This is a genomic window from Mycolicibacterium neoaurum (assembly GCF_036946495.1).
Lineage (GTDB): Bacteria > Actinomycetota > Actinomycetes > Mycobacteriales > Mycobacteriaceae > Mycobacterium > Mycobacterium neoaurum_B.
Window position 1 is genome coordinate 3,016,821 of record NZ_JAQIIX010000002.1, and the last position, 17,540, is coordinate 3,034,360.

A 17,540-nucleotide genomic window follows, 5' to 3' on the forward strand; every position below is an offset into this window, starting at 1 on the left:
AGCCGGTGGGGGACAGGTTCGCCATCGGCTGCTGACGGTCCTAATCGAAAGTTCAGTATCGCGGACAGTAAATCGGTTGGTAGCTCTGGTGAATCATCACATCCGCTGCTTGGACGCGAATACTTTTCGTTGAATCGTCATCGCGATCGGGGCCCGTCAGGAGGATAGCTGTCTGTGTCCAATATCGACATCTTCATTTGGGAGTTCCTCGGCACGGCGGTGCTGTGCCTCATCGGTAACGGTTCGGTTGCCGCCGTCGTACTGAAGAATTCCTACTCGCATGGCGGCGGAGGAGACTGGCTGGTCATCGTATTGGGGTGGGGCTTCGGTGTGTTCACCGGCGCCAGTATCGCCAGCCCGGCCGGTGGACACATCAACCCGGCGGTGACACTGGCAGTGGCGATATCCGGCGACGTGCCGTGGTCGAGTGTGCCGGTCTACTGGGCCGCACAGCTCGCCGGCGGCTTCGTCGGCGCGGTACTGGGCTGGGCGGTCTTCAAGCTGCAATACGACAACAACGACGACAACAGCGGTACCCGCGGAATCTTCTGCACATATCCGGCGGTCCGCAACATCCCGTGGAACATCGTCACCGAAGTCATCGCGACTTTCGTGCTGATCTTCTGGGTGCTGACCAATCCCGCCGATGTCAACAGCGGATTGGGTTATGCCGCCGTCACGTTCGTGGTCATGGCGATCGGTTTCGGGCTCGGTGGGCCGACCGGTTACGCGATCAACCCGGCCCGCGACCTCGGTCCTCGGATCGCCTACGCCATCCTGCCGATCAAGGGCAAATCCGATGCCGGGTGGGATTACGCCTGGGTCCCCGTGGTCGCACCGCTGGTCGGCGCAGGCCTGGCCGCGGGTCTCGCCCTGGCCATCGTCTGATCGAATTGAGTGCGAGGTACACACCATGGCAGTGCATTTGACAAGGATCTACACCAGGACCGGTGATGCCGGCACGACCGCGCTGGGGGATATGTCGCGGGTCGCGAAGGCAGATGTGCGGGTCGGCGCCTACGCCGACTGCGACGAGACCAACGCGGTGATCGGAGTGGCCATCGCCGCGGGCGGTGTGGGTCCGGCCACGCGGGCGGTGCTGCAGCACATCCAGAATGACCTGTTCGATGTGGGCGCGGATCTGTGTACCCCGATCACGCCGGACCCGGAGTATCCCCCGTTGCGGGTCACCGACGAACAGGTCTCGCAGCTGGAATCCTGGTGCGACGAGTTCAACGCGGGCCTGGCCAAGCTGAGCAGCTTCATCCTGCCCGGCGGCAGCACGGCCTCGGCTCATCTGCATCACGCTCGCACGGTCGCCCGCCGTGCCGAACGCAGCGCCTGGATGCTGGCGGGGGAGGCCGAGGTCAACGATGCGGCCCTGCGGTACCTGAACCGGCTGTCCGATCTGCTGTTCATCCTGGCCCGCGTGGAGAATCCCGGCGGCGATGTGCTCTGGCAGCCCGGCGGCGAGCGTGCCGCGTCGGTTTCGCGTGACGAGGAGAGATGACATGAGCGCACGACAGGCGATCGCCGAGTGGAACGGTGCATTGGTGACCGGTTCCGGCACGATCGAGCTGGCCACCTCCGGGCAGGGGCAATTCCCCTACTCGCTGCCCGCCCGGGCCGCCGACGCTGCCACCATGACCTCTCCCGAGGAATTGTTGGCTGCGGCGTACGCGTCCTGTTATGCCATGCAGTTGGCCGCGTTACTCGACGCCGGCCCCGATGATCCGGTCGGCCTGCATGTCGAAGTGGTGGTGACCCAGGGCGGCCCGGAGGTCGACTTCGGCATCGCCGACGTGGCGCTGACGGTACGCGGGCGCGGTATCGGCCGCAGCGCAGAAGAATTCGTCGGACTCGCACAGCAGGCAGCCCAGGTCTGCCCGGTCGGCCGCGCGCTGGCCGCGGTGCCCAAGACCGTGGACGCCGCCTTACAGAGCTGAACGGCCAGACCGGATCAGGCGTGTGAGCGCGTAACCCGCTGCGCCGGTGCCCTGCCGGGCACGAACCCGGCGACCGCACCGATGACCGTTGTCGCGGGTGGTTCGATACCCGCCGCACGGGCCAACCCGGCGATGGAGCCCAGCGTGCCGCGCACCTCGTGCTGGCTGGACAGGCTGCCGTCGGCGACCACCGCGGCCGGGGTGGCCGGGTCCATCCCCGCCGCGGTCAACGCCGCCGCGATCGACGCCAGGTTGGCCACCGCCATCATCAACACCAGGGTCGTATTGGCATGTGCCAGCGCGGCGTAGTCGATGGTGCACTCGGGGTGGCCTGGGGGCACATGGCCGGACACCACGGTGAAACCTTGGGTGAGCCCGCGATGGGTGACCGGGATCAGGGCCGATGCCGGCGCGGCGATCGCCGAGCTGACACCGGGGATCACCTCGACCGGTACGCCGGCCTGGACACAATGATCGAGCTCCTCGCCGCCGCGGCCGAAGACGAATCCGTCACCTCCCTTGAGGCGTACCACCACCTGGCCGTCGAGTGCCCGGGAGACCAGCAGCGCGTTTATATCCCATTGTTCGGTGCGTCGCCCGCCGGGGATCTTCGATACGTCGATGATGTCGGCGTGCGGGGCAAGCCGTTTCAGCGCACCCACCGGGGCGAGTCGATCGGTGACGACGGTATCGGCGGCGACGATGGCGTCCCGGCCGGCCACGGTCAGCAGGCTGGGATCCCCGGGTCCGCCGCCGACCAGGATTACCCGGCCCATGCCCGGCCGCCCGGTGCGCGGTCCGATCGGCCCGTTGTCGACGACACAGAGCACCGCGAGCTCGCGTGCCGTCTCGGCAATCCACCGATTGTGGCCTTCGTCGTCAGTGGAGGCGAAAATCATTGCTGCCGAGTCGATATCGCCAGGCTGAATGCTGCGGTACAGGACGGTCGCCAGACCGCGTTCGGCAAGGTCGCTCAGATACGGCGTGGCATGTGTGCCGATCACCGTGACCAACGCGCCCGCCTCGATCAGTTCGGCGACGGTGACGGCCGCGCGCGCGGTGGCTCCGACGACCGTCACCCGGTGTCCGCGTAACGCCAGTTCGACCGGCAGCGTGCACGGCACCCGTGTCGAGGGTGAGCTCGTGGTCATCGTGGGATTCCTCGTGTCGTGATGGTCGGAAGGCCTCGCGTCGGGGGCTGCTTCACCCCGTGGCGTCCGCACCGCGCAGCGCCGCCGCGATCAGCGCGGCGCGTTTGTGCACTCCGAACTTGTTCATGATGTTGTGCAGGTGGAACTTGACCGTCGCCTCGGAGACGAACAACCGGCCCGCGATGGTGCGATTGTCCAGGCCTTCGACCAGTTCGTTGAGAACGTCTCGTTCGCGGGCGGTGAGCAGTCTGGTGTCGCCCGCGGTGCGGGACACCGCGGGGGAGCGTAACTCGGTGATCAGCGATTGCACGCTGAGCGCGTCGAGGGCGGGCTGCCCGCTGACGACCTTGGCGAAGGTGGCCCGCAGCTCGGTGGCCGGTGAGCGGCGGTCCACCAGGGCGTCGGCGCCGGCACGCAGCAGCTCGACGGTGTTGATGTCGGCGTGCTCGCTGTCGGTCACCACGACCACCTTCACCGTGCTGTCCAGTTCGGTCAGCAAATCAGTCAACGTGCCCGTCGGCGGCATGCCCAGGACCAGCAGCTCTGGTTGCAGCAGCCGGATGCGTTCGGCGAGCTCGGGACCGTGTCGAAGATCACCGACGAAGTGGATCTCTTCGATGCAGGACATCACATGTGTCAAACCGTGCCGAACCAGTTCGTCGTCGATGACCAGGGTTGTCCGCAGTCGCTGGTGATCGGTCAAAGCGCTACGGACACTGGCTATTTCATATGCGTTGCTGGTGCCACTACGGCGTCGTGGCGGTGGAATCGGGACGTATCGGTGGGGTGACAAACTCATGACTGACTCCGTCCTGCCATTGGCGGCCGAAGGATAGCGATGATGGCGTTGCAGCAACGTTGCACGGATCTGCCGGCCCCACCGGCTCATGATCGCGCGGCCGGCAGGACGCAGTCTCCGCAGAGGCCGCCGCCGGGCGCCTGATAGAACAGGCAGCAACTGTGCCGGGTGAACATGCCCCGTCCGAAATCGCCGGTGTCGCGCAGCGGTGTATGCCGGGTCAACGCCGCGACCAGGTTCCTGCCCTCGGCTTCGAGATCTGGGCGGGTCATGGCCAGGACGGTGACCGCACCGTTGGCCGCCGATGTCAGATTGCCCAGCGCGACCCGCGTCGGCAGCCCGGCCACAACCCGCAACGTGTGATGCAACGGGTCGAAGAGATCGGGCAGTAACGCGCAGATTGCCGCGCCGCCGGCGACCGGACCATCGATGGTGCGCAGTTGGTCGGCGCTGGTCTGCAGATCAGGGTGGTGCGCGCTGATCCGGTAGAACACGTTGTCCGGCTGCAGGATCGGAATACTGCCGTGACACAGGGCGGAGCCGATCAGTGGGGACAGCAGCCGTGCGGCGACGCCCAACTGGAATGACGATGCGGCCACCCGCACGGGGAGCGACTCGATGTCGACCGCCATCGATACCGCGATCGCCGCCCTGGTGGCCGAGACGAACCACCGCGTCGTCTCCGGGTCGGCCAGCTCCGCGAGCGCCGCTGCCTCCGAACCATCCCGGGCTGTCAGCGCGAAGTACCCGCCGAGCCGCGGCAGCTCGGAAAGGGCATCGACGACGGTGTGGCGACTGTCCATCAGACACCGACCCTAGCCACAACCGGCCGCCGCCCGTGATCGCGTCCACGCATTCCGGTGCCGACAACTAGCCGAACGGTCAGTGCGAAGCCCTCCGGGTGGACGGTGCAACCCTCGTGCAACGTGACGGGCGACACAATGGCTGATACGTGCCGGCGACACGTCACACACCCCGCGGCGGAGCGCCTCCCGCCCCGAACCTTTGGGAGAGTTCATGACGGAACCAAACCTGGACCCGGCGGTGGACTACCCGCTGAGCGTGCACCGCAGTGATCTGCTGTTCACCCCGACCGGTAAGCCGTTCGACGCGGTGACGATGGATGCGGTGATCGCCGGTGACATCGAGGCCGCCGATCTGCGCATCACCCCGGAAGCGCTGCGCCTGCAGGCGCAGATCGCCGAGAAGGCCGGGCGTACCCAGATCGGGGCGAACATGCGGCGGGCCGCCGAGATGACGGCCATCTCCGATGAGCGGGTCCTGCAGATCTACAACGCGCTGCGTCCCAATGCATCGACGAAGGCCGAACTCGATGCCATCGCCGACGAACTGCTCGACACCTACAACGCCGAGCATCTCGCCACCTTGGTGCGTGAGGCCGCCGACGTCTATGAACGCCGCGACATCTTGGCCGAAAGCGAATAGGAGCCCCTGGACAATGACCGCTTCAGCAGTCCCGCACGATCCCGCCCTCGACAAGGACGGCGTCCGCCACTCGCACCGCACCATGCTGTTGGAGGACCGCCCGGTCAACCTTGACGGATTCGTCGAGGAATGGCCCGAGGTCGGCATGGTCGCCATGGACAGTGCCTTCGATCCGGAGCCCAGCGTCCGCGTCGAGAATGGCGCCATCGTCGAGATGGACGGGGTGGCGCGCGCCGACTTCGACTTCATCGACCAGTTCATCGCCGACAAGGCGATCGACGTCGAGACCACCGAGGCCTCGATGGCGATTCCTGCGGCCGAGATCGCGATGATGTTGGTCAACCCCACCGTCACCCGTGCCGAGGTCATCGCGGTGACCAAGGGCCTGACACCGGCCAAGCTGCTGGCCGTGGCCAAGACGATGAACATCGTCGAGATCATGATGGCGATGCAGAAGATGCGGGCCCGCCGCACGCCGGCCAACCAAGGGCACTGCACGAGCGCGCGGGACAACCCGGTGCAGGTGGTGTGCGAGGCGGCCGAGGCCTCCATCCGCGGATTCGCCGAGATGGAAACGACTTTGGGTGTGGTGCGCTACGCACCGCTGGTGGCCATGGCCCAGCAGATCGGCAGCCAGGTGGGCACCGGCGGACCACTGACCCAGTGCGCGCTGGAGGAAGCGACCGAACTGGATCTCGGGATGCGCGGGATCACCGCCTACGCCGAGACGATCTCGGTGTACGGCACCGAGCCGGTGTTCGTCGACGGTGATGACACGCCGTACTCCAAGGCGTTCCTGGCCTCGGCCTACGCTTCGCGCGGGATCAAGATGCGCTTCACCTCGGGCACCGGCTCCGAGGTCCAGATGGGCAATGCGCAGGGTAAGTCCATGCTGTACCTGGAGATTCGTTGCATCCTGGTGACCAAGGGTGCCGGCGTACAGGGTCTGCAGAACGGGTCGATCTCCTGCATCGGCGTGCCGGGCGCGGTACCGGGTGGTATCCGTGCGGTGGCCGCCGAGAACCTCATCGCCTCGGCGGTGGACCTGGAATGTGCCTCCGGTAACGACCAGTCGTTCTCGCATTCGCCGATGCGCCGGACCGCGCGGCTGATGCCCCAGATGATGCCGGGGACGGACTTCGTCTGCTCCGGTTACTCGGCGGTCCCGAACTACGACAACATGTTCGCCGGATCGAACCTCGACAGCGACGACTTCGACGATTTCAACACCATCCAGCGCGATCTGCAGATCGACGGGGGTCTGCGCCACGTCAAGGAAGCCGACATCCTGGCGGTGCGCACCCGCGCTGCCAAGGCATTGCAGGCGGTGTTCGCCCACCTCGACCTGCCGCCGATCAGCGATGCCGAGATCGATGCCGCGGTGTACGCCAACGGCAGTCGCGAGTGCATCCCGCGTGATGTGCTGGAGGATCTCAAGGGCGCCCAGCAGGTGATGGACCGCGGCATCACCGGTCTGGATCTGGTCAAGGCGCTCGAGGCCACCGGATTCTCCGATATCGCGCGGAATCTGTTCACCGTTCTGCGGCAGCGCATTTCCGGTGACCTGTTGCAGACATCGGCGATCATGACGCGTGACCTGCAGCCGTTGTCGGCGGTCAACGACGCCAACGATTACAACGGCCCGGACACCGGTTACCGACCCTCGGGGGCGCGGTGGGAGGAAATGAAGCGACTGCGCCATGTGACCAGCGCTGCCAACCCGGAAATGGAGGTGGAGTGACCATGTCGACCACGATCGGCGAAGAACAGCGTTCACTGTCATTCGAAGAGGTCGGTCCGGCGCAGCGCGGATCGCGCAGTGACGAAGTGGTGCTGGCGATCTCGCCGGCCTTCGCCGACTTCTTCAGCAAGACCATCGTCGACACCCCGCATGCCGAGGTGATCCGGCAGATCCTGGCCGGTATCGAGGAACAGGAGGTGGCGGCACGCTGCATCCGGGTCCGGCACAGCGCCGATCTGGCCGTGCTGGCGCACACCGCGGCCAAACTGTCCGGTTCGGGCATCGGCATCGGGATTCTCTCGCGCGGCACCGCGATGATTCATCAGCGCGATCTGCCGAGGTTGTCGAGTCTGGAGTTGTTCCCCCAGTGCCCGCTGCTCACGCTGGACACCTACCGCAGTATCGGTGCCAACGCCGCGCAGTACGCCAAGGGCGAATCCCCGGAGCCGGTTCCGACGCTCAACGACCAGATGGCCCGCCCGCGGTGGCAGGCCAAGGCGGCGCTGTTGCACCTGAAGGAGACCGAGCAGATCCGCAAGGGCAACAAGCCCGTCGAGGTGACACCGAAGTTCAGCGTCGCCGCCGCGGTCTGATCGCCGGGGCGGGCTTGCAGCAGGGAGGTAGGTCTTGGTGAGTGTCACGGTGGTCGGGGTCGACATAGGTAACTCGACAACCGAGGGCAGCGTCGCCCGGATAGACGAGACCGGCTCGGTGGTCTATCTCGGCGGCGCGCTGACCCGCACATCGGGGATCAAGGGCACCGTCCGCAACGCCGAGGGCGTGGTCAAGGCGGTCACCCGCGCCGTGCAGAACGCCGGGATCACGGTGGACGAGCTGGATCTGATCCTGCTCAACGAGGCCACCCCGGTGATCAGTGGACTGGCGATGGAGACCATCACCGAGACCATCATCACCGAGTCGACGATGATCGGACACGACCCGCGCACGCCCGGTGGCCGCGGGCTGGGTGTCGGGGTGATTGTCGATATCGGGTCGTTGGACGACGTGCATCCGGGTGATTCCGTGATCGTCCTGGTGCCCGGTGGCGCCGACTTCGAATGGACCGCCACCACCATCAACAACGCCGTCGAGCGCGGTGCGGACGTGACGGGTGCGATCCTCGGTAACGACGACGCGGTGCTGGTGGCCAATCGGTTGGCCACCAAGATCCCGATCATCGACGAGGTCTCCCGTGTGGACGCCGTCCCGGTCGGCATGCTCGCGGCCGTCGAGGTCGCCGGACCGGGCCAATCCATCCGCACATTGTCGAATGCCTATGGATTGGCAACCATTTTCGAGCTGGACCCGGACCAGACGCGGGTGGTCTCCCCGGTGGCCAGGGCGCTCACCGGCAACCGGTCTGCGGTCGTGGTGCGCACCCCGTCCGGTGATGTGGAAGATCGCACCATCCCGGCAGGTTCGCTGGAGTTCATCGGCGCGTCCAAGCGAGGTCTCATCGACGTCTCCCGCGGCGCGGCCGAGATCATGGCCGAGGTCGAGCGCGTCAGTCCGCTCCAGGATGTGCTCGGCGAATCGGGCACCAACACCGGTGGCATGATCGCCAATGTCCGACAGAGCATGGCGGATCTGTCCAAACACGCGTTGGCCGATGTGCGCATCCAGGATCTGCTGGCGATCGACACGCTGGTTCCCCAGGAGGTGCGCGGCGGGGTGGCCGGTGAGGTGGCCCTGGAAAATGCGGTCGCATTGGCGGCCATGGTGCGCACCAAGGAGAGCGGGATGCAGGCCGTGGCCGACGCGGTCGCGACGGCACTGCGCGACGCCGGTGCCACCCGCATCTCGGCGGTGGTCGGCGGGGTGGAGGCCGAGATGGCCGTGCTCGGTGCGTTGACCACACCGGGCACCGAAAAGCCATTGGTGGTGCTCGATATGGGTGGCGGATCGACCGATGCCGCGGTGATCGAGCGCTCCGGTGCTGTGCAGGCCGTCCACCTGGCCGGCGCCGGCGATCTGGTGACCAAGCTCATCGACGCCGAACTGGGCTTGGACAATCTGGAACTGGCCGAGGACATCAAGCGGTTGCCGCTGGGCAAGGCGGAGAGCTTCTTCCACATCCGGTTGGAGAACGGCACAGTTCAGTTCTTCGACAAACCGCTGCCGCCCAATGCGTTTGCGCGGGTGGTCACCCTCTCGGAGACCGGGATGAGCCCCATCCCCACCAGGCATTCGCTGGACCGCATCCGCTCGGTGCGCCGGACCGCCAAGGAACGGGTCTTTGTGGTCAATGCCCTGCGCGCGCTGCGCGCGGTCGCGCCGCACGGTGACCTCCGTCGGATCGGCTTCGTGGTGCTGTTGGGCGGATGTGCGCTGGATTTCGAGATCCCCGAGCTGATCGCCGATGCGGTCGCACCCTACGGAATCGTCTGTGGAACAGGGAATGTGCGCGGTACCGAGGGGCCGCGCAATGCTGTGGCGTCGGGTCTGGTGGCCTCGTATGCCGCCCGCTCGCGTGAGCGTGACGGGGCACCGGTCGATGCTTGAGGGGGGCCAGCCCGAGAAGCCCGCGATCCTGGTGCTGAGCGCGGGCGGCGCACCGGAGAGTGAGGTGCTGGCCGGTATCGAGGAGGAGGGCGTGCCCTATCTCGTCGAGCGGGTGGCCCCGGACGGCGACAGCGATGCGCAACGGCTGGCGCGGCGTGCTGCGGCACGTTCGTCCTTGGATGTGGGCGTGGGTATCGACGCCGACGGCGGGGTCGCGATCCTGCACGACAAGTTGCCCGACGGGGTCGAGGGTCTGTCCGCCGATCAGCCGGCAACCCCGCGCGCCGGCCGGGTCGCCGGGCACAATGCCGCGCGCATCGTGGTGGGTGTGCCCTTGATGGATGTGCCGAGATGACCGATGTGCCCGCACAAGCCGTCGAGGTGTTGACGGCACTGGAGGCGTCGGTCAAGTCCCACAGTGCCTTTGTGAGCAGCTGTTGCGATGCGGACTGGATCGACGAGGACGGCCGGATTGCGGTGCGCTGGCTGTTGTCGGCGCTGCGCGAACACCGGCGCAGATTGCGGCGGGCCATCCGGTTGTGGCGGACACTGTCGGTCGCCGATCCGGTGGACGGCGCGTTGGTGACCGCGACCAACGAGCTGTTGGACGAGAACCGGTTCTTCGCACCGCATATCGCACGGTGGCGGTCGGCGGCGGTGGGTTCACTCCAGATCGACAGGGTCAGCTTCTGGCGCGATATGGCCGCCTTGGCGGCGGCCAATCTGCAGGAAGCCGAAAAGGGTTGTCCGACGGCGCCGCTGCCGACCTCCGCACGGCAGTGGACCCCGGTATCCCGGCGAACTGCATAGATTCGGTGCGTTTTCGCGACCATGTTGGGCTGGACAGCACGCCGGTAACGGGCGATACTACTTAACCAAAGGTCGGCTAACCGACCTTTAGGCTGACTCGTACCAGGGCAGTCGAACGCTTCCCGGTCAGCCAGCGGCTGGCAGATGCGGAGACGCCCGTTCCGGCGCCCCCGATCACCGTCGATCGAGCGCAATTGCATTGTCAATGAAGGAGTTTTGAAGTGGCCGGTGTCGAAGAACACCTCGAGAGCGCAGACTATCTGCAGAAACGACAGCTCAAATCGGGCACCGCGGGCTGGATACTGCTGGCCGGGCTCGGCGTCAGCTATGTCATCTCCGGTGATTACTCGGGATGGAACTTCGGGTTGGAACAGGGCGGCTTCGGCGGTCTGGCCATCGCCGCGGTGATCATCGCGGGCATGTACCTGGCGTTGGTGCTGGGGATGGCCGAGCTGTCCTCGGCGCTGCCTGCGGCAGGCGGCGGCTACACCTTCGCCCGGCGGGCGATGGGGCCGTGGGGTGGATTCGCCACCGGCACAGCCATTCTCATCGAGTACGCCATTGCTCCTGCCGCCATCGCCACCTTCATCGGTGCCTACGTCGAGTCGCTCGGATTGTTTGGTATCACCGACGGCTGGTGGGTCTACCTGGCCGCCTACGCCGTGTTCATCGGTATCCATCTGGCCGGCGTGGGCGAGGCACTGAAGGTGATGTTCGTGATCACCGCGATCGCCCTGGTGGGGCTCATCGTCTTCGCGATCGCCGCGATCGGACATTTCGACATCGCCAACCTGACCAATATGGCGGTCGACGAGACAGCGGCGGGCGCGTCGAACTGGTTGCCCAACGGCTACCTCGGAATCTGGGCGGCTTTCCCGTTCGCCATCTGGTTCTTCCTGGCCATCGAGGGCGTGCCGCTGGCGGCCGAGGAGACCGCCGATCCGGAGCGCAACGTCCCGCGCGGCATCATCGCCGGGATGGGTGTCCTGCTGGTCACCTGTGCGACGGTGTTGATCCTGACCACCGGTGCCGGCGGAGCCGACGCGATGTCGAGCTCGGGCAACCCGTTGGTCGAGGCGCTCGGTGACGGCACTGCGGCCAAGGTCGTCAACTACATCGGTCTGGCAGGGCTGATCGCCAGCTTCTTCTCGATCATCTACGCCTACTCGCGGCAGCTGTTCGCGCTGTCCCGGGCCGGGTACCTGCCCAAGGCGTTGTCGGTCACCAACTCTCGCAAGACGCCGACGCTGGCCCTCATCGTTCCCGGACTGATCGGCTTCGGGCTGTCACTGACCGGACAGGGCGCGACCCTGCTGAACATGGCCGTCTTCGGCGCCGCGCTCAGCTACGTGCTGATGATGATCAGCCACATCGTGCTGCGCCGCCGCGAACCGGACATGCCACGGCCCTACCGCACCCCTGGCGGCGTGGTGACCACCGGCTTCGCCCTGGTGATCGGAGTCTTCGCCGTCATCGCCACCTTCCTGGTCGATCCGGTCGCCGCCGGCATCTGCCTGGGCGTGTTCGCCGCGTTCATGCTGTACTTCGCGGTCTACAGCCGCCACAAGCTGGTCGCCAACTCGCCCGACGAGGAATTCGCCATGCTCGCAAAGGCGGAGAGCGAGCTCAAGTGATCTACCGGCAGCAGGTCTCGGGCGTGAACTACGCCTTCGACGGACTCGTGGAGCTCTTGGCCAAGGCGACACCACTGCGCTCCGGCGATCAACTCGCCGGGTGCGCCGCCGAACATGACGCCGAACGCGCGGCCGCCGCGTGGGTGTTGGCGGACCTGCCGCTGGAGACCTTTCTCAACACCGAGGTCGTGCCCTACGAGACCGACGAGGTGACCCGGCTGATCATGGACAGCCATGACCGACGGGCCTTCGCCCCGGTGTCCGGGCTGACGGTGGGCGGCCTGCGGGATTGGCTGCTGGAAACGGCGTCGCAGGACGACGCCGCGGCGCGCATCGCGGCGATCTCCGCGGGGTTGACCCCGGAGATGGTCGCCGCGGTCAGCAAGATCATGCGCAATCAGGACCTGATCGCGGTGGCGGCGGCCTGCACCGTCACCGCGGCGTTTCGCACCACCGTCGGCCTGCCCGGCACGCTGGCCACCCGACTGCAGCCCAACCATCCGACCGACGACCCGCGCGGTATCGCCGCCGCGGTCCTCGACGGACTGCTGTTGGGTTGCGGTGACGCGGTGATCGGGATCAACCCGGCCACCGATTCCCCGCAGGCCACCGCCGACCTGCTGGATCTGTTGGATTCGATCCGCACCCGCTACGACATCCCGGTGCAGTCGTGCGTGCTCTCACACATCACGACGACCATCGGACTGATCGAAGCGGGTGCGCCGGTGGACCTGGTCTTCCAGTCCATCGCGGGCACCGAGGGCGCGAATTCCGCTTTCGGAGTGAACATCTCGTTGCTGCGTGAGGGGCGTGATGCCGCGCTGGGCCTCCAGCGCGGCACCGTCGGCAGCAATGTCATGTACCTGGAGACGGGTCAGGGGTCCGCGCTGAGCTCCCACACCCATCTCGGTGTCGGTGGCAAGCCGGTCGACCAGCAGACGCTGGAGACCCGCGCCTACGCCGTCGCGCGCGACCTCGATCCGCTGCTGGTGAACACCGTCGTGGGTTTCATCGGACCCGAGTACCTCTACGACGGCAAGCAGATCATCCGCGCCGGCCTCGAGGATCACTTCTGCGGCAAGCTGATGGGCCTGCCGATGGGCGTCGACGTCTGCTACACCAATCACGCCGAGGCCGACCAGAACGATATGGACACCCTGCTGACGCTGTTGGCGGCGGCCCGTGCGGCGTTCGTGATCACCGTGCCCGGCGCCGATGATGTGATGCTCGGGTACCAGAGCCTGTCCTTCCACGACGTGCTCACCACCCGCCGGACCCTTGGACTGCGGCCCGCCCCGGAGTTCGAGGCCTGGCTCAAACGCGTCGGGATGGTCGATGACACCGGCCGGCTGACCCCCTTCGACCTGACGCACTCACCGCTGCGTGCGCTGACCTCCGCACCATGAGGAGTGCCATGCGCGATACACCGACAGATGTTGCCGTTCAAGAGTTCTGGGACGAGCTGCGCAAGACGACCCAGGCCAGGATCGGGCTAGGCCGGGCCGGCACCGCGCTGCCCACCCGGCAGGTGCTGGAATTGGCCGCCGCACACGCCGCTGCCAGGGACGCGGTCCACATACCGCTGGACACCGACGAACTCGCCGACGCCGTGCGGGCGGTGGGAATCGGGGAGCCTGTGGTGGTGTCCAGCCGGGCCGGTTCCCGCGAGGAGTACCTGCGCAGGCCCGACCTCGGCAGGATGCCTGCCGAGTCCCTCGAGGTCCCGGCGAGTCCCGCCGATATCGGTTTCGTGCTGGCCGACGGGCTCTCCCCGACGGCATTGAGCCATCACGGTGCCAAACTGCTTGCCGCGCTGGTCTCGGCGCTCGGCGACCGCTACTCCATGGCCCCACCGGTGATTGCGACCCAGGCCCGGGTCGCCCTCGGCGATCACATCGCCGCGGCCCAGGGGGTACGCACGCTGTTGGTGATCATCGGCGAGCGGCCCGGTCTGAGCGTGGCCGACAGCCTCGGCATCTACCTGACCCATCTGCCGCGGCCGGGGCGCACCGACGCCGACCGCAACTGCATATCCAACATCCATCCACCCGACGGGCTCGGCTATGCCGAGGCGGCCCGGGTTGCCGCCGGTCTGGTCGGCGGCGCCGTGGCGCTCGGACGTTCCGGGGTGGATCTCAAGGACACCTCACGCGCACTGGCCGCGGCCGACCCGGACGAACTGACCTGATCCGTCCCCCACTCAGGAGATGACCGTGTTCACCCATGTCCGCAGGATGGTCCTGCCCGTCTTCGCCGCCACGGCGGTTGTGACCGTGGCGCTGTCGGGTTGTAGTACCGACACGGGCCAACGCACCGAGAACACCGCAACCGGGAGCACGGGGGCCGCGAGCACCACCGGTGCGGCCTCGGCCCTGGACTGTCGGGTGCTGGCCGAGGACCCTGGCTGGTACGGCGACAATCGCGCGCGTATCGACGCCATGATGGCGGAGATCGGACGCTGCGGTGCCCCCGGCGACATCGCCGAGGGCGCTCCGCTGGCGCTGTTCGACTGGGACAACACGGTCGTCAAGAACGATATCGGCGATGCCACCTTCTTCTGGATGGTTCGCAACGGGAAACTGCGCGCGCCGAAGGGCGGGGACTGGTCCACCACGAGCCCCTATCTGACGCCCGCCGCTGCGGGAGCCTTGTCGCGGGCCTGCGGTGCCGCCGGTCCCGGGCAGCCGATGCCCACCGATACCGATACCCGCTGTGCCGACGAGTTGGTGTCGGTCTACAGCGAGGCCGAGACCACGGCCGAGGAGCCGGCGTTCGCCGGGTTCAACGCGCGCCGGATCGAACCCGGCTATGCCTGGGCGGCGCAGATGCTCGCGGGCTGGCCGGAAAAGGAGCTCGAAGGATTCGTCGAACAGGCCCGCCGGGAGAACCTGGATGCACCCGAGGGCACCGAGCAGAAGGTCGGGACCACCGAGCAGACCGGGTGGGTGCGCTATTACCCCCAGATGCGCGATCTGATCGGTGCGCTGCAGGCCAACGGTTTCGACGTCCGAATCATCTCGGCCTCGGCCGAACCGGTGGTCCGGGTGTGGGCCGCCGAGTTGGGTATCCCCGCCGACAAGGTGATGGGCGTCCGCACCGAACGCGACGGGGACGTGGTGACCTCGCGTCTGGTCCCGTGCGGCGGCGAGCTCTCCATCCCGTACATCGAAGGCAAGCGCTGCCGGGTCAACGAGCAGGTGTTCGGGGTGAGCGGGCCTGCCGCCTATCAGCAGCAGCCCGAACCTCGCCGGGCCGCGTTCGGCGCCGGGGACTCCGATACCGATATCAGCTTCCTCGATGACGCGACCGTCCTGCGGCTGGCGATCAACCGGAACAAGGATGAGCTGATGTGCACGGCCTATGACAACGCCGACGGTCGATGGATCATCAATCCGATGTTCATCGACCCCGCCGAGCAGGCCGATCCGTACTCATGCGCCACCGAGGGCCGTATCGAACCGGACGGCGGTACCGGCCCGTTGCGTCGCGCCGACGGCAGCGTCGTGCCCGACCAGGCCGACACCGTCCACTGACGGTGCGTTCGCCCGCCGGGACGCGTTTTGACCTGGGCAGATATCTGCCGGTAAGCTCCACCGTCGGCGTGTGCTGCCCGTAATGGGCATACGGGCCCCGGGTCAATGTCGGTCGCCGGGAGCCTCATCGCAGGCGCCGGACCGGCACGTAACCCGAGAGAAGAGAAGGTAAGCACTGTGCCTACTTACACGCCGAAGGCGGGTGACACCACGCGGTCGTGGTACGTCATCGACGCCCAAGACGTGGTGCTCGGCCGGCTCGCCGTCGAAGCAGCAAAGCTGCTGCGCGGCAAGCACAAGCCGACATTCACGCCCAACGTCGACGGTGGCGATTTCGTCATCGTCATCAACGCCGAGAAGGTCTCCCTCAGTGGAGACAAGCTCACCAAGAAGTTCGCTTACCGCCACTCGGGTTACCCCGGCGGCCTGCGTAAGCGCACCATCGGCGAGCTGCTGGACAAGCATCCCACCCGCGTGGTCGAGAACGCCATCGTCGGGATGCTCCCGCACAACAAGCTGAGCCGTCAGGTGCAGAAGAAGCTGAAGGTGTACGCCGGCCCCGAGCATCCGCATGCCGCGCAGCAGCCGATTCCGTTCGAGATCAAGCAGGTGGCGCAGTGACCGAAGCCGAAGTGACCGAAGTGACCGAAGAGGTCGTCGAGACCCCGACCGGTGAGTACGTCGAAGAAACCGTCGTCGTCGAAGAAGGCATCGAAGAGGCCGCTCCGCGCGAGCCCGTCTACATCGACCGCCCCATCCAGACCGTCGGCCGCCGCAAGGAGGCCGTGGTGCGCGTGCGCCTGGTGCCCGGCACCGGCCAGTTCAACCTGGACGGCCGCTCGCTGGAGGCGTACTTCCCGAACAAGGTGCATCAGCAGCTGATCAAGGCTCCGCTGGTGACCGTGGATCGCGTGGACAGCTTCGACATCTACGCCCACCTCGATGGTGGCGGCCCGTCCGGCCAGGCCGGCGCGCTGCGGCTGGCGATCGCCCGTGCACTGATCCTGGTGCAGCCCGAGGATCGCCCGGCACTGAAGAAGGCCGGGTTCCTCACCCGCGACCCGCGCGCCATCGAGCGTAAGAAGTACGGCCTGAAGAAGGCCCGCAAGGCGCCTCAGTACAGCAAGCGCTGATCTGTCGTCTTTCGGCCGCCGGGTGTGGAGCAATCCACACCCGGCGGTTTATTTTTATCGTGACCTTCTTTGCCGCCAGGGGTCGTCGGCGCTGGTGACGCCCGTGTCATCGACGTTGCCGGACGTGCGCGTCGACAGTGATCCAGGTCTCGTCCGGGTTTGATTCGTCGGCGCGATGGTGAACCGTGGGGGTCGAGGAGCGGGGGCGCTGTCATGCGTCCGGGCAGATCGGATCTGCCGTCGGTACGAGTCAGTCAGCTCGTAGTGAGACCGAACCGCTCCCACTGACTGAAAGGATGCTCGATGAAGAACACCATGATGACGCGCATGACCGCCGGTGCCGCGATGAGCGGGGCCCTGCTGCTGTTCGGCGGGGCCGCCGTTGCCGCCGCCCAGCCCGAGGACGGCAAGATCGACGTCTCGATCGGCACCGCAGGCGTGCTGACCAACGTGCCGGTCACCACGGCGGCACAGATCGCCGCGGACCTGTGCAAGACCGATCTCGGCGACGTGACCGTGACCGCCGAGAGCGTGGACACCGCCGGTGCTCAGCAGAGCGCATGCACCACCGCGACGGTGGGCCAGGTCGACTTCCGGCAGAACGGCCAGCAGCCCGATGAGGCCGCCACGCCGGCCACCGCCGAGGGCGCGTCGTACTCCGAGGAGCCTGTCCAGACCGACGAGCCGGTCAATGACGAGGCCACCGCGGGCTCGACCGACGAGGCGCCGGAGACCACGGTGACTCCGGTCCCGCAACCGGAGCCGGCCGGCTGACCGATTGCAGTAACCACAGCTTCATAGCGCCACTGCCCGCGTCCACGGACGCGGGCAGTGGTGTTTCCCGT

General features: G+C 66.9%; 19 protein-coding genes. 16 read left to right on the forward strand and 3 right to left on the reverse strand.

The annotated features are described in order from the left end of the window. Nucleotides 1–174: 174 nt before the first annotated feature. Genes PGN27_RS19920 through PGN27_RS19930 form a run of 3 tightly spaced genes read left to right on the forward strand, consistent with a single transcriptional unit; the run spans nt 175 to nt 1,946 of the window. Complete coding sequence (locus PGN27_RS19920) at nt 175–888, forward strand: MIP/aquaporin family protein (protein ID WP_335327656.1); 714 nt, start codon at nt 175–177, stop codon at nt 886–888. 25 nt (nt 889–913) lie between these two features. Further along, nucleotides 914–1,510, forward strand: a complete 597-nt coding sequence (locus tag PGN27_RS19925; protein WP_335327657.1) for a cob(I)yrinic acid a,c-diamide adenosyltransferase — start codon at nt 914–916, stop codon at nt 1,508–1,510. Between the two features lies 1 nt (nt 1,511). Next, a complete protein-coding gene (locus tag PGN27_RS19930; protein WP_335327658.1) occupies nt 1,512–1,946 on the forward strand; it encodes an OsmC family peroxiredoxin in 435 nt (144 codons plus the stop codon). Between the two features lie 14 nt (nt 1,947–1,960). Here the strand turns inward: PGN27_RS19930 and cobA are convergent, their stop codons facing one another. The 3 genes from cobA to PGN27_RS19945 all read right to left on the reverse strand — a co-directional run bounded on the left by cobA (nt 1,961) and on the right by PGN27_RS19945 (nt 4,699). Next, nucleotides 1,961–3,097: a uroporphyrinogen-III C-methyltransferase gene (gene cobA / locus PGN27_RS19935; protein WP_335327659.1), complete on the reverse strand. Its 1,137-nt coding sequence runs from the start codon at nt 3,095–3,097 to the stop codon at nt 1,961–1,963. A gap of 52 nt (nt 3,098–3,149) precedes the next feature. After that, nucleotides 3,150–3,800: a LuxR C-terminal-related transcriptional regulator gene (locus PGN27_RS19940; protein WP_335327660.1), complete on the reverse strand. Its 651-nt coding sequence runs from the start codon at nt 3,798–3,800 to the stop codon at nt 3,150–3,152. Nucleotides 3,801–3,982: 182 nt separating this feature from the next. Next, nucleotides 3,983–4,699: a (2Fe-2S)-binding protein gene (locus tag PGN27_RS19945; protein WP_335327661.1), complete on the reverse strand. Its 717-nt coding sequence runs from the start codon at nt 4,697–4,699 to the stop codon at nt 3,983–3,985. 214 nt (nt 4,700–4,913) lie between these two features. Between PGN27_RS19945 and PGN27_RS19950 the strand changes: the two genes are divergently transcribed. From PGN27_RS19950 to PGN27_RS20010, 13 genes are all read left to right on the forward strand, one after another. Then, a complete protein-coding gene (locus PGN27_RS19950) occupies nt 4,914–5,342 on the forward strand; it encodes a diol dehydratase small subunit (RefSeq protein ID WP_281570038.1) in 429 nt (142 codons plus the stop codon). Between the two features lie 13 nt (nt 5,343–5,355). Continuing rightward, entirely contained in the window at nt 5,356–7,083 is a 1,728-nt protein-coding gene (locus tag PGN27_RS19955; protein ID WP_281570039.1) for a propanediol/glycerol family dehydratase large subunit, read from the forward strand. 2 nt (nt 7,084–7,085) lie between these two features. Next, complete coding sequence (locus PGN27_RS19960; RefSeq protein ID WP_335327662.1) at nt 7,086–7,676, forward strand: propanediol/glycerol family dehydratase medium subunit; 591 nt, start codon at nt 7,086–7,088, stop codon at nt 7,674–7,676. A gap of 37 nt (nt 7,677–7,713) precedes the next feature. Then, complete coding sequence (locus PGN27_RS19965; protein ID WP_335327663.1) at nt 7,714–9,585, forward strand: diol dehydratase reactivase subunit alpha; 1,872 nt, start codon at nt 7,714–7,716, stop codon at nt 9,583–9,585. Further along, nucleotides 9,578–9,940, forward strand: coding sequence for a glycerol dehydratase reactivase beta/small subunit family protein (locus PGN27_RS19970; RefSeq protein WP_335327664.1), 363 nt, complete (start codon nt 9,578–9,580; stop codon nt 9,938–9,940). The genes PGN27_RS19965 and PGN27_RS19970 overlap by 8 nt, the downstream gene beginning before the upstream one ends. Next, nucleotides 9,937–10,395 carry a hypothetical protein gene (locus PGN27_RS19975; RefSeq protein WP_335327665.1) on the forward strand — a complete coding sequence of 153 codons (459 nt, stop codon included), beginning with the start codon at nt 9,937–9,939 and terminating at the stop codon, nt 10,393–10,395. Before PGN27_RS19970 ends, PGN27_RS19975 begins: the two co-directional genes overlap by 4 nt. Before the next feature lie 221 nt (nt 10,396–10,616). Then, on the forward strand, nt 10,617–12,029 hold the full coding sequence (eat, locus tag PGN27_RS19980; RefSeq protein WP_335327666.1) for an ethanolamine permease: 1,413 nt from the start codon (nt 10,617–10,619) through the stop codon (nt 12,027–12,029). Beyond that, entirely contained in the window at nt 12,026–13,435 is a 1,410-nt protein-coding gene (locus PGN27_RS19985) for an ethanolamine ammonia-lyase subunit EutB (RefSeq protein WP_335327667.1), read from the forward strand. The genes eat and PGN27_RS19985 overlap by 4 nt, the downstream gene beginning before the upstream one ends. 8 nt (nt 13,436–13,443) lie before the next feature. Continuing rightward, nucleotides 13,444–14,217: an ethanolamine ammonia-lyase subunit EutC gene (gene eutC, locus PGN27_RS19990; RefSeq protein WP_030134555.1), complete on the forward strand. Its 774-nt coding sequence runs from the start codon at nt 13,444–13,446 to the stop codon at nt 14,215–14,217. Between the two features lie 19 nt (nt 14,218–14,236). After that, on the forward strand, nt 14,237–15,562 hold the full coding sequence (locus PGN27_RS19995) for a haloacid dehalogenase-like hydrolase (protein WP_335327668.1): 1,326 nt from the start codon (nt 14,237–14,239) through the stop codon (nt 15,560–15,562). 177 nt (nt 15,563–15,739) lie between these two features. Then, complete coding sequence (rplM, locus tag PGN27_RS20000) at nt 15,740–16,183, forward strand: 50S ribosomal protein L13 (RefSeq protein ID WP_335327669.1); 444 nt, start codon at nt 15,740–15,742, stop codon at nt 16,181–16,183. 89 nt (nt 16,184–16,272) lie between these two features. Beyond that, nucleotides 16,273–16,695: a 30S ribosomal protein S9 gene (rpsI, locus tag PGN27_RS20005; RefSeq protein WP_472850860.1), complete on the forward strand. Its 423-nt coding sequence runs from the start codon at nt 16,273–16,275 to the stop codon at nt 16,693–16,695. Between the two features lie 303 nt (nt 16,696–16,998). Then, nucleotides 16,999–17,469 carry a hypothetical protein gene (locus PGN27_RS20010; protein ID WP_335327671.1) on the forward strand — a complete coding sequence of 157 codons (471 nt, stop codon included), beginning with the start codon at nt 16,999–17,001 and terminating at the stop codon, nt 17,467–17,469. Nucleotides 17,470–17,540 lie beyond the last annotated feature (71 nt).

Excerpts from the sequence above, each read along its gene's own strand:
- PGN27_RS19925 (WP_335327657.1), top strand. The coding sequence starts at position 914 with ATGGCAGTGCATTTGACAAGGATCTACACCAGGACCGGTGATGCCGGC.
- PGN27_RS19930 (WP_335327658.1), top strand. The coding sequence starts at position 1,512 with ATGAGCGCACGACAGGCGATCGCCGAGTGGAACGGTGCATTGGTGACC.
- cobA (WP_335327659.1), bottom strand. The coding sequence starts at position 3,097 with ATGACCACGAGCTCACCCTCGACACGGGTGCCGTGCACGCTGCCGGTC.
- PGN27_RS19945 (WP_335327661.1), bottom strand. The coding sequence starts at position 4,699 with ATGGACAGTCGCCACACCGTCGTCGATGCCCTTTCCGAGCTGCCGCGG.
- PGN27_RS19950 (WP_281570038.1), top strand. The coding sequence starts at position 4,914 with ATGACGGAACCAAACCTGGACCCGGCGGTGGACTACCCGCTGAGCGTG.
- PGN27_RS19955 (WP_281570039.1), top strand. The coding sequence starts at position 5,356 with ATGACCGCTTCAGCAGTCCCGCACGATCCCGCCCTCGACAAGGACGGC.
- PGN27_RS19960 (WP_335327662.1), top strand. The coding sequence starts at position 7,086 with ATGTCGACCACGATCGGCGAAGAACAGCGTTCACTGTCATTCGAAGAG.
- PGN27_RS19970 (WP_335327664.1), top strand. The coding sequence starts at position 9,578 with ATGCTTGAGGGGGGCCAGCCCGAGAAGCCCGCGATCCTGGTGCTGAGC.
- PGN27_RS19975 (WP_335327665.1), top strand. The coding sequence starts at position 9,937 with ATGACCGATGTGCCCGCACAAGCCGTCGAGGTGTTGACGGCACTGGAG.
- eutC (WP_030134555.1), top strand. The coding sequence starts at position 13,444 with ATGCGCGATACACCGACAGATGTTGCCGTTCAAGAGTTCTGGGACGAG.
- PGN27_RS19995 (WP_335327668.1), top strand. The coding sequence starts at position 14,237 with ATGACCGTGTTCACCCATGTCCGCAGGATGGTCCTGCCCGTCTTCGCC.
- PGN27_RS20010 (WP_335327671.1), top strand. The coding sequence starts at position 16,999 with ATGAAGAACACCATGATGACGCGCATGACCGCCGGTGCCGCGATGAGC.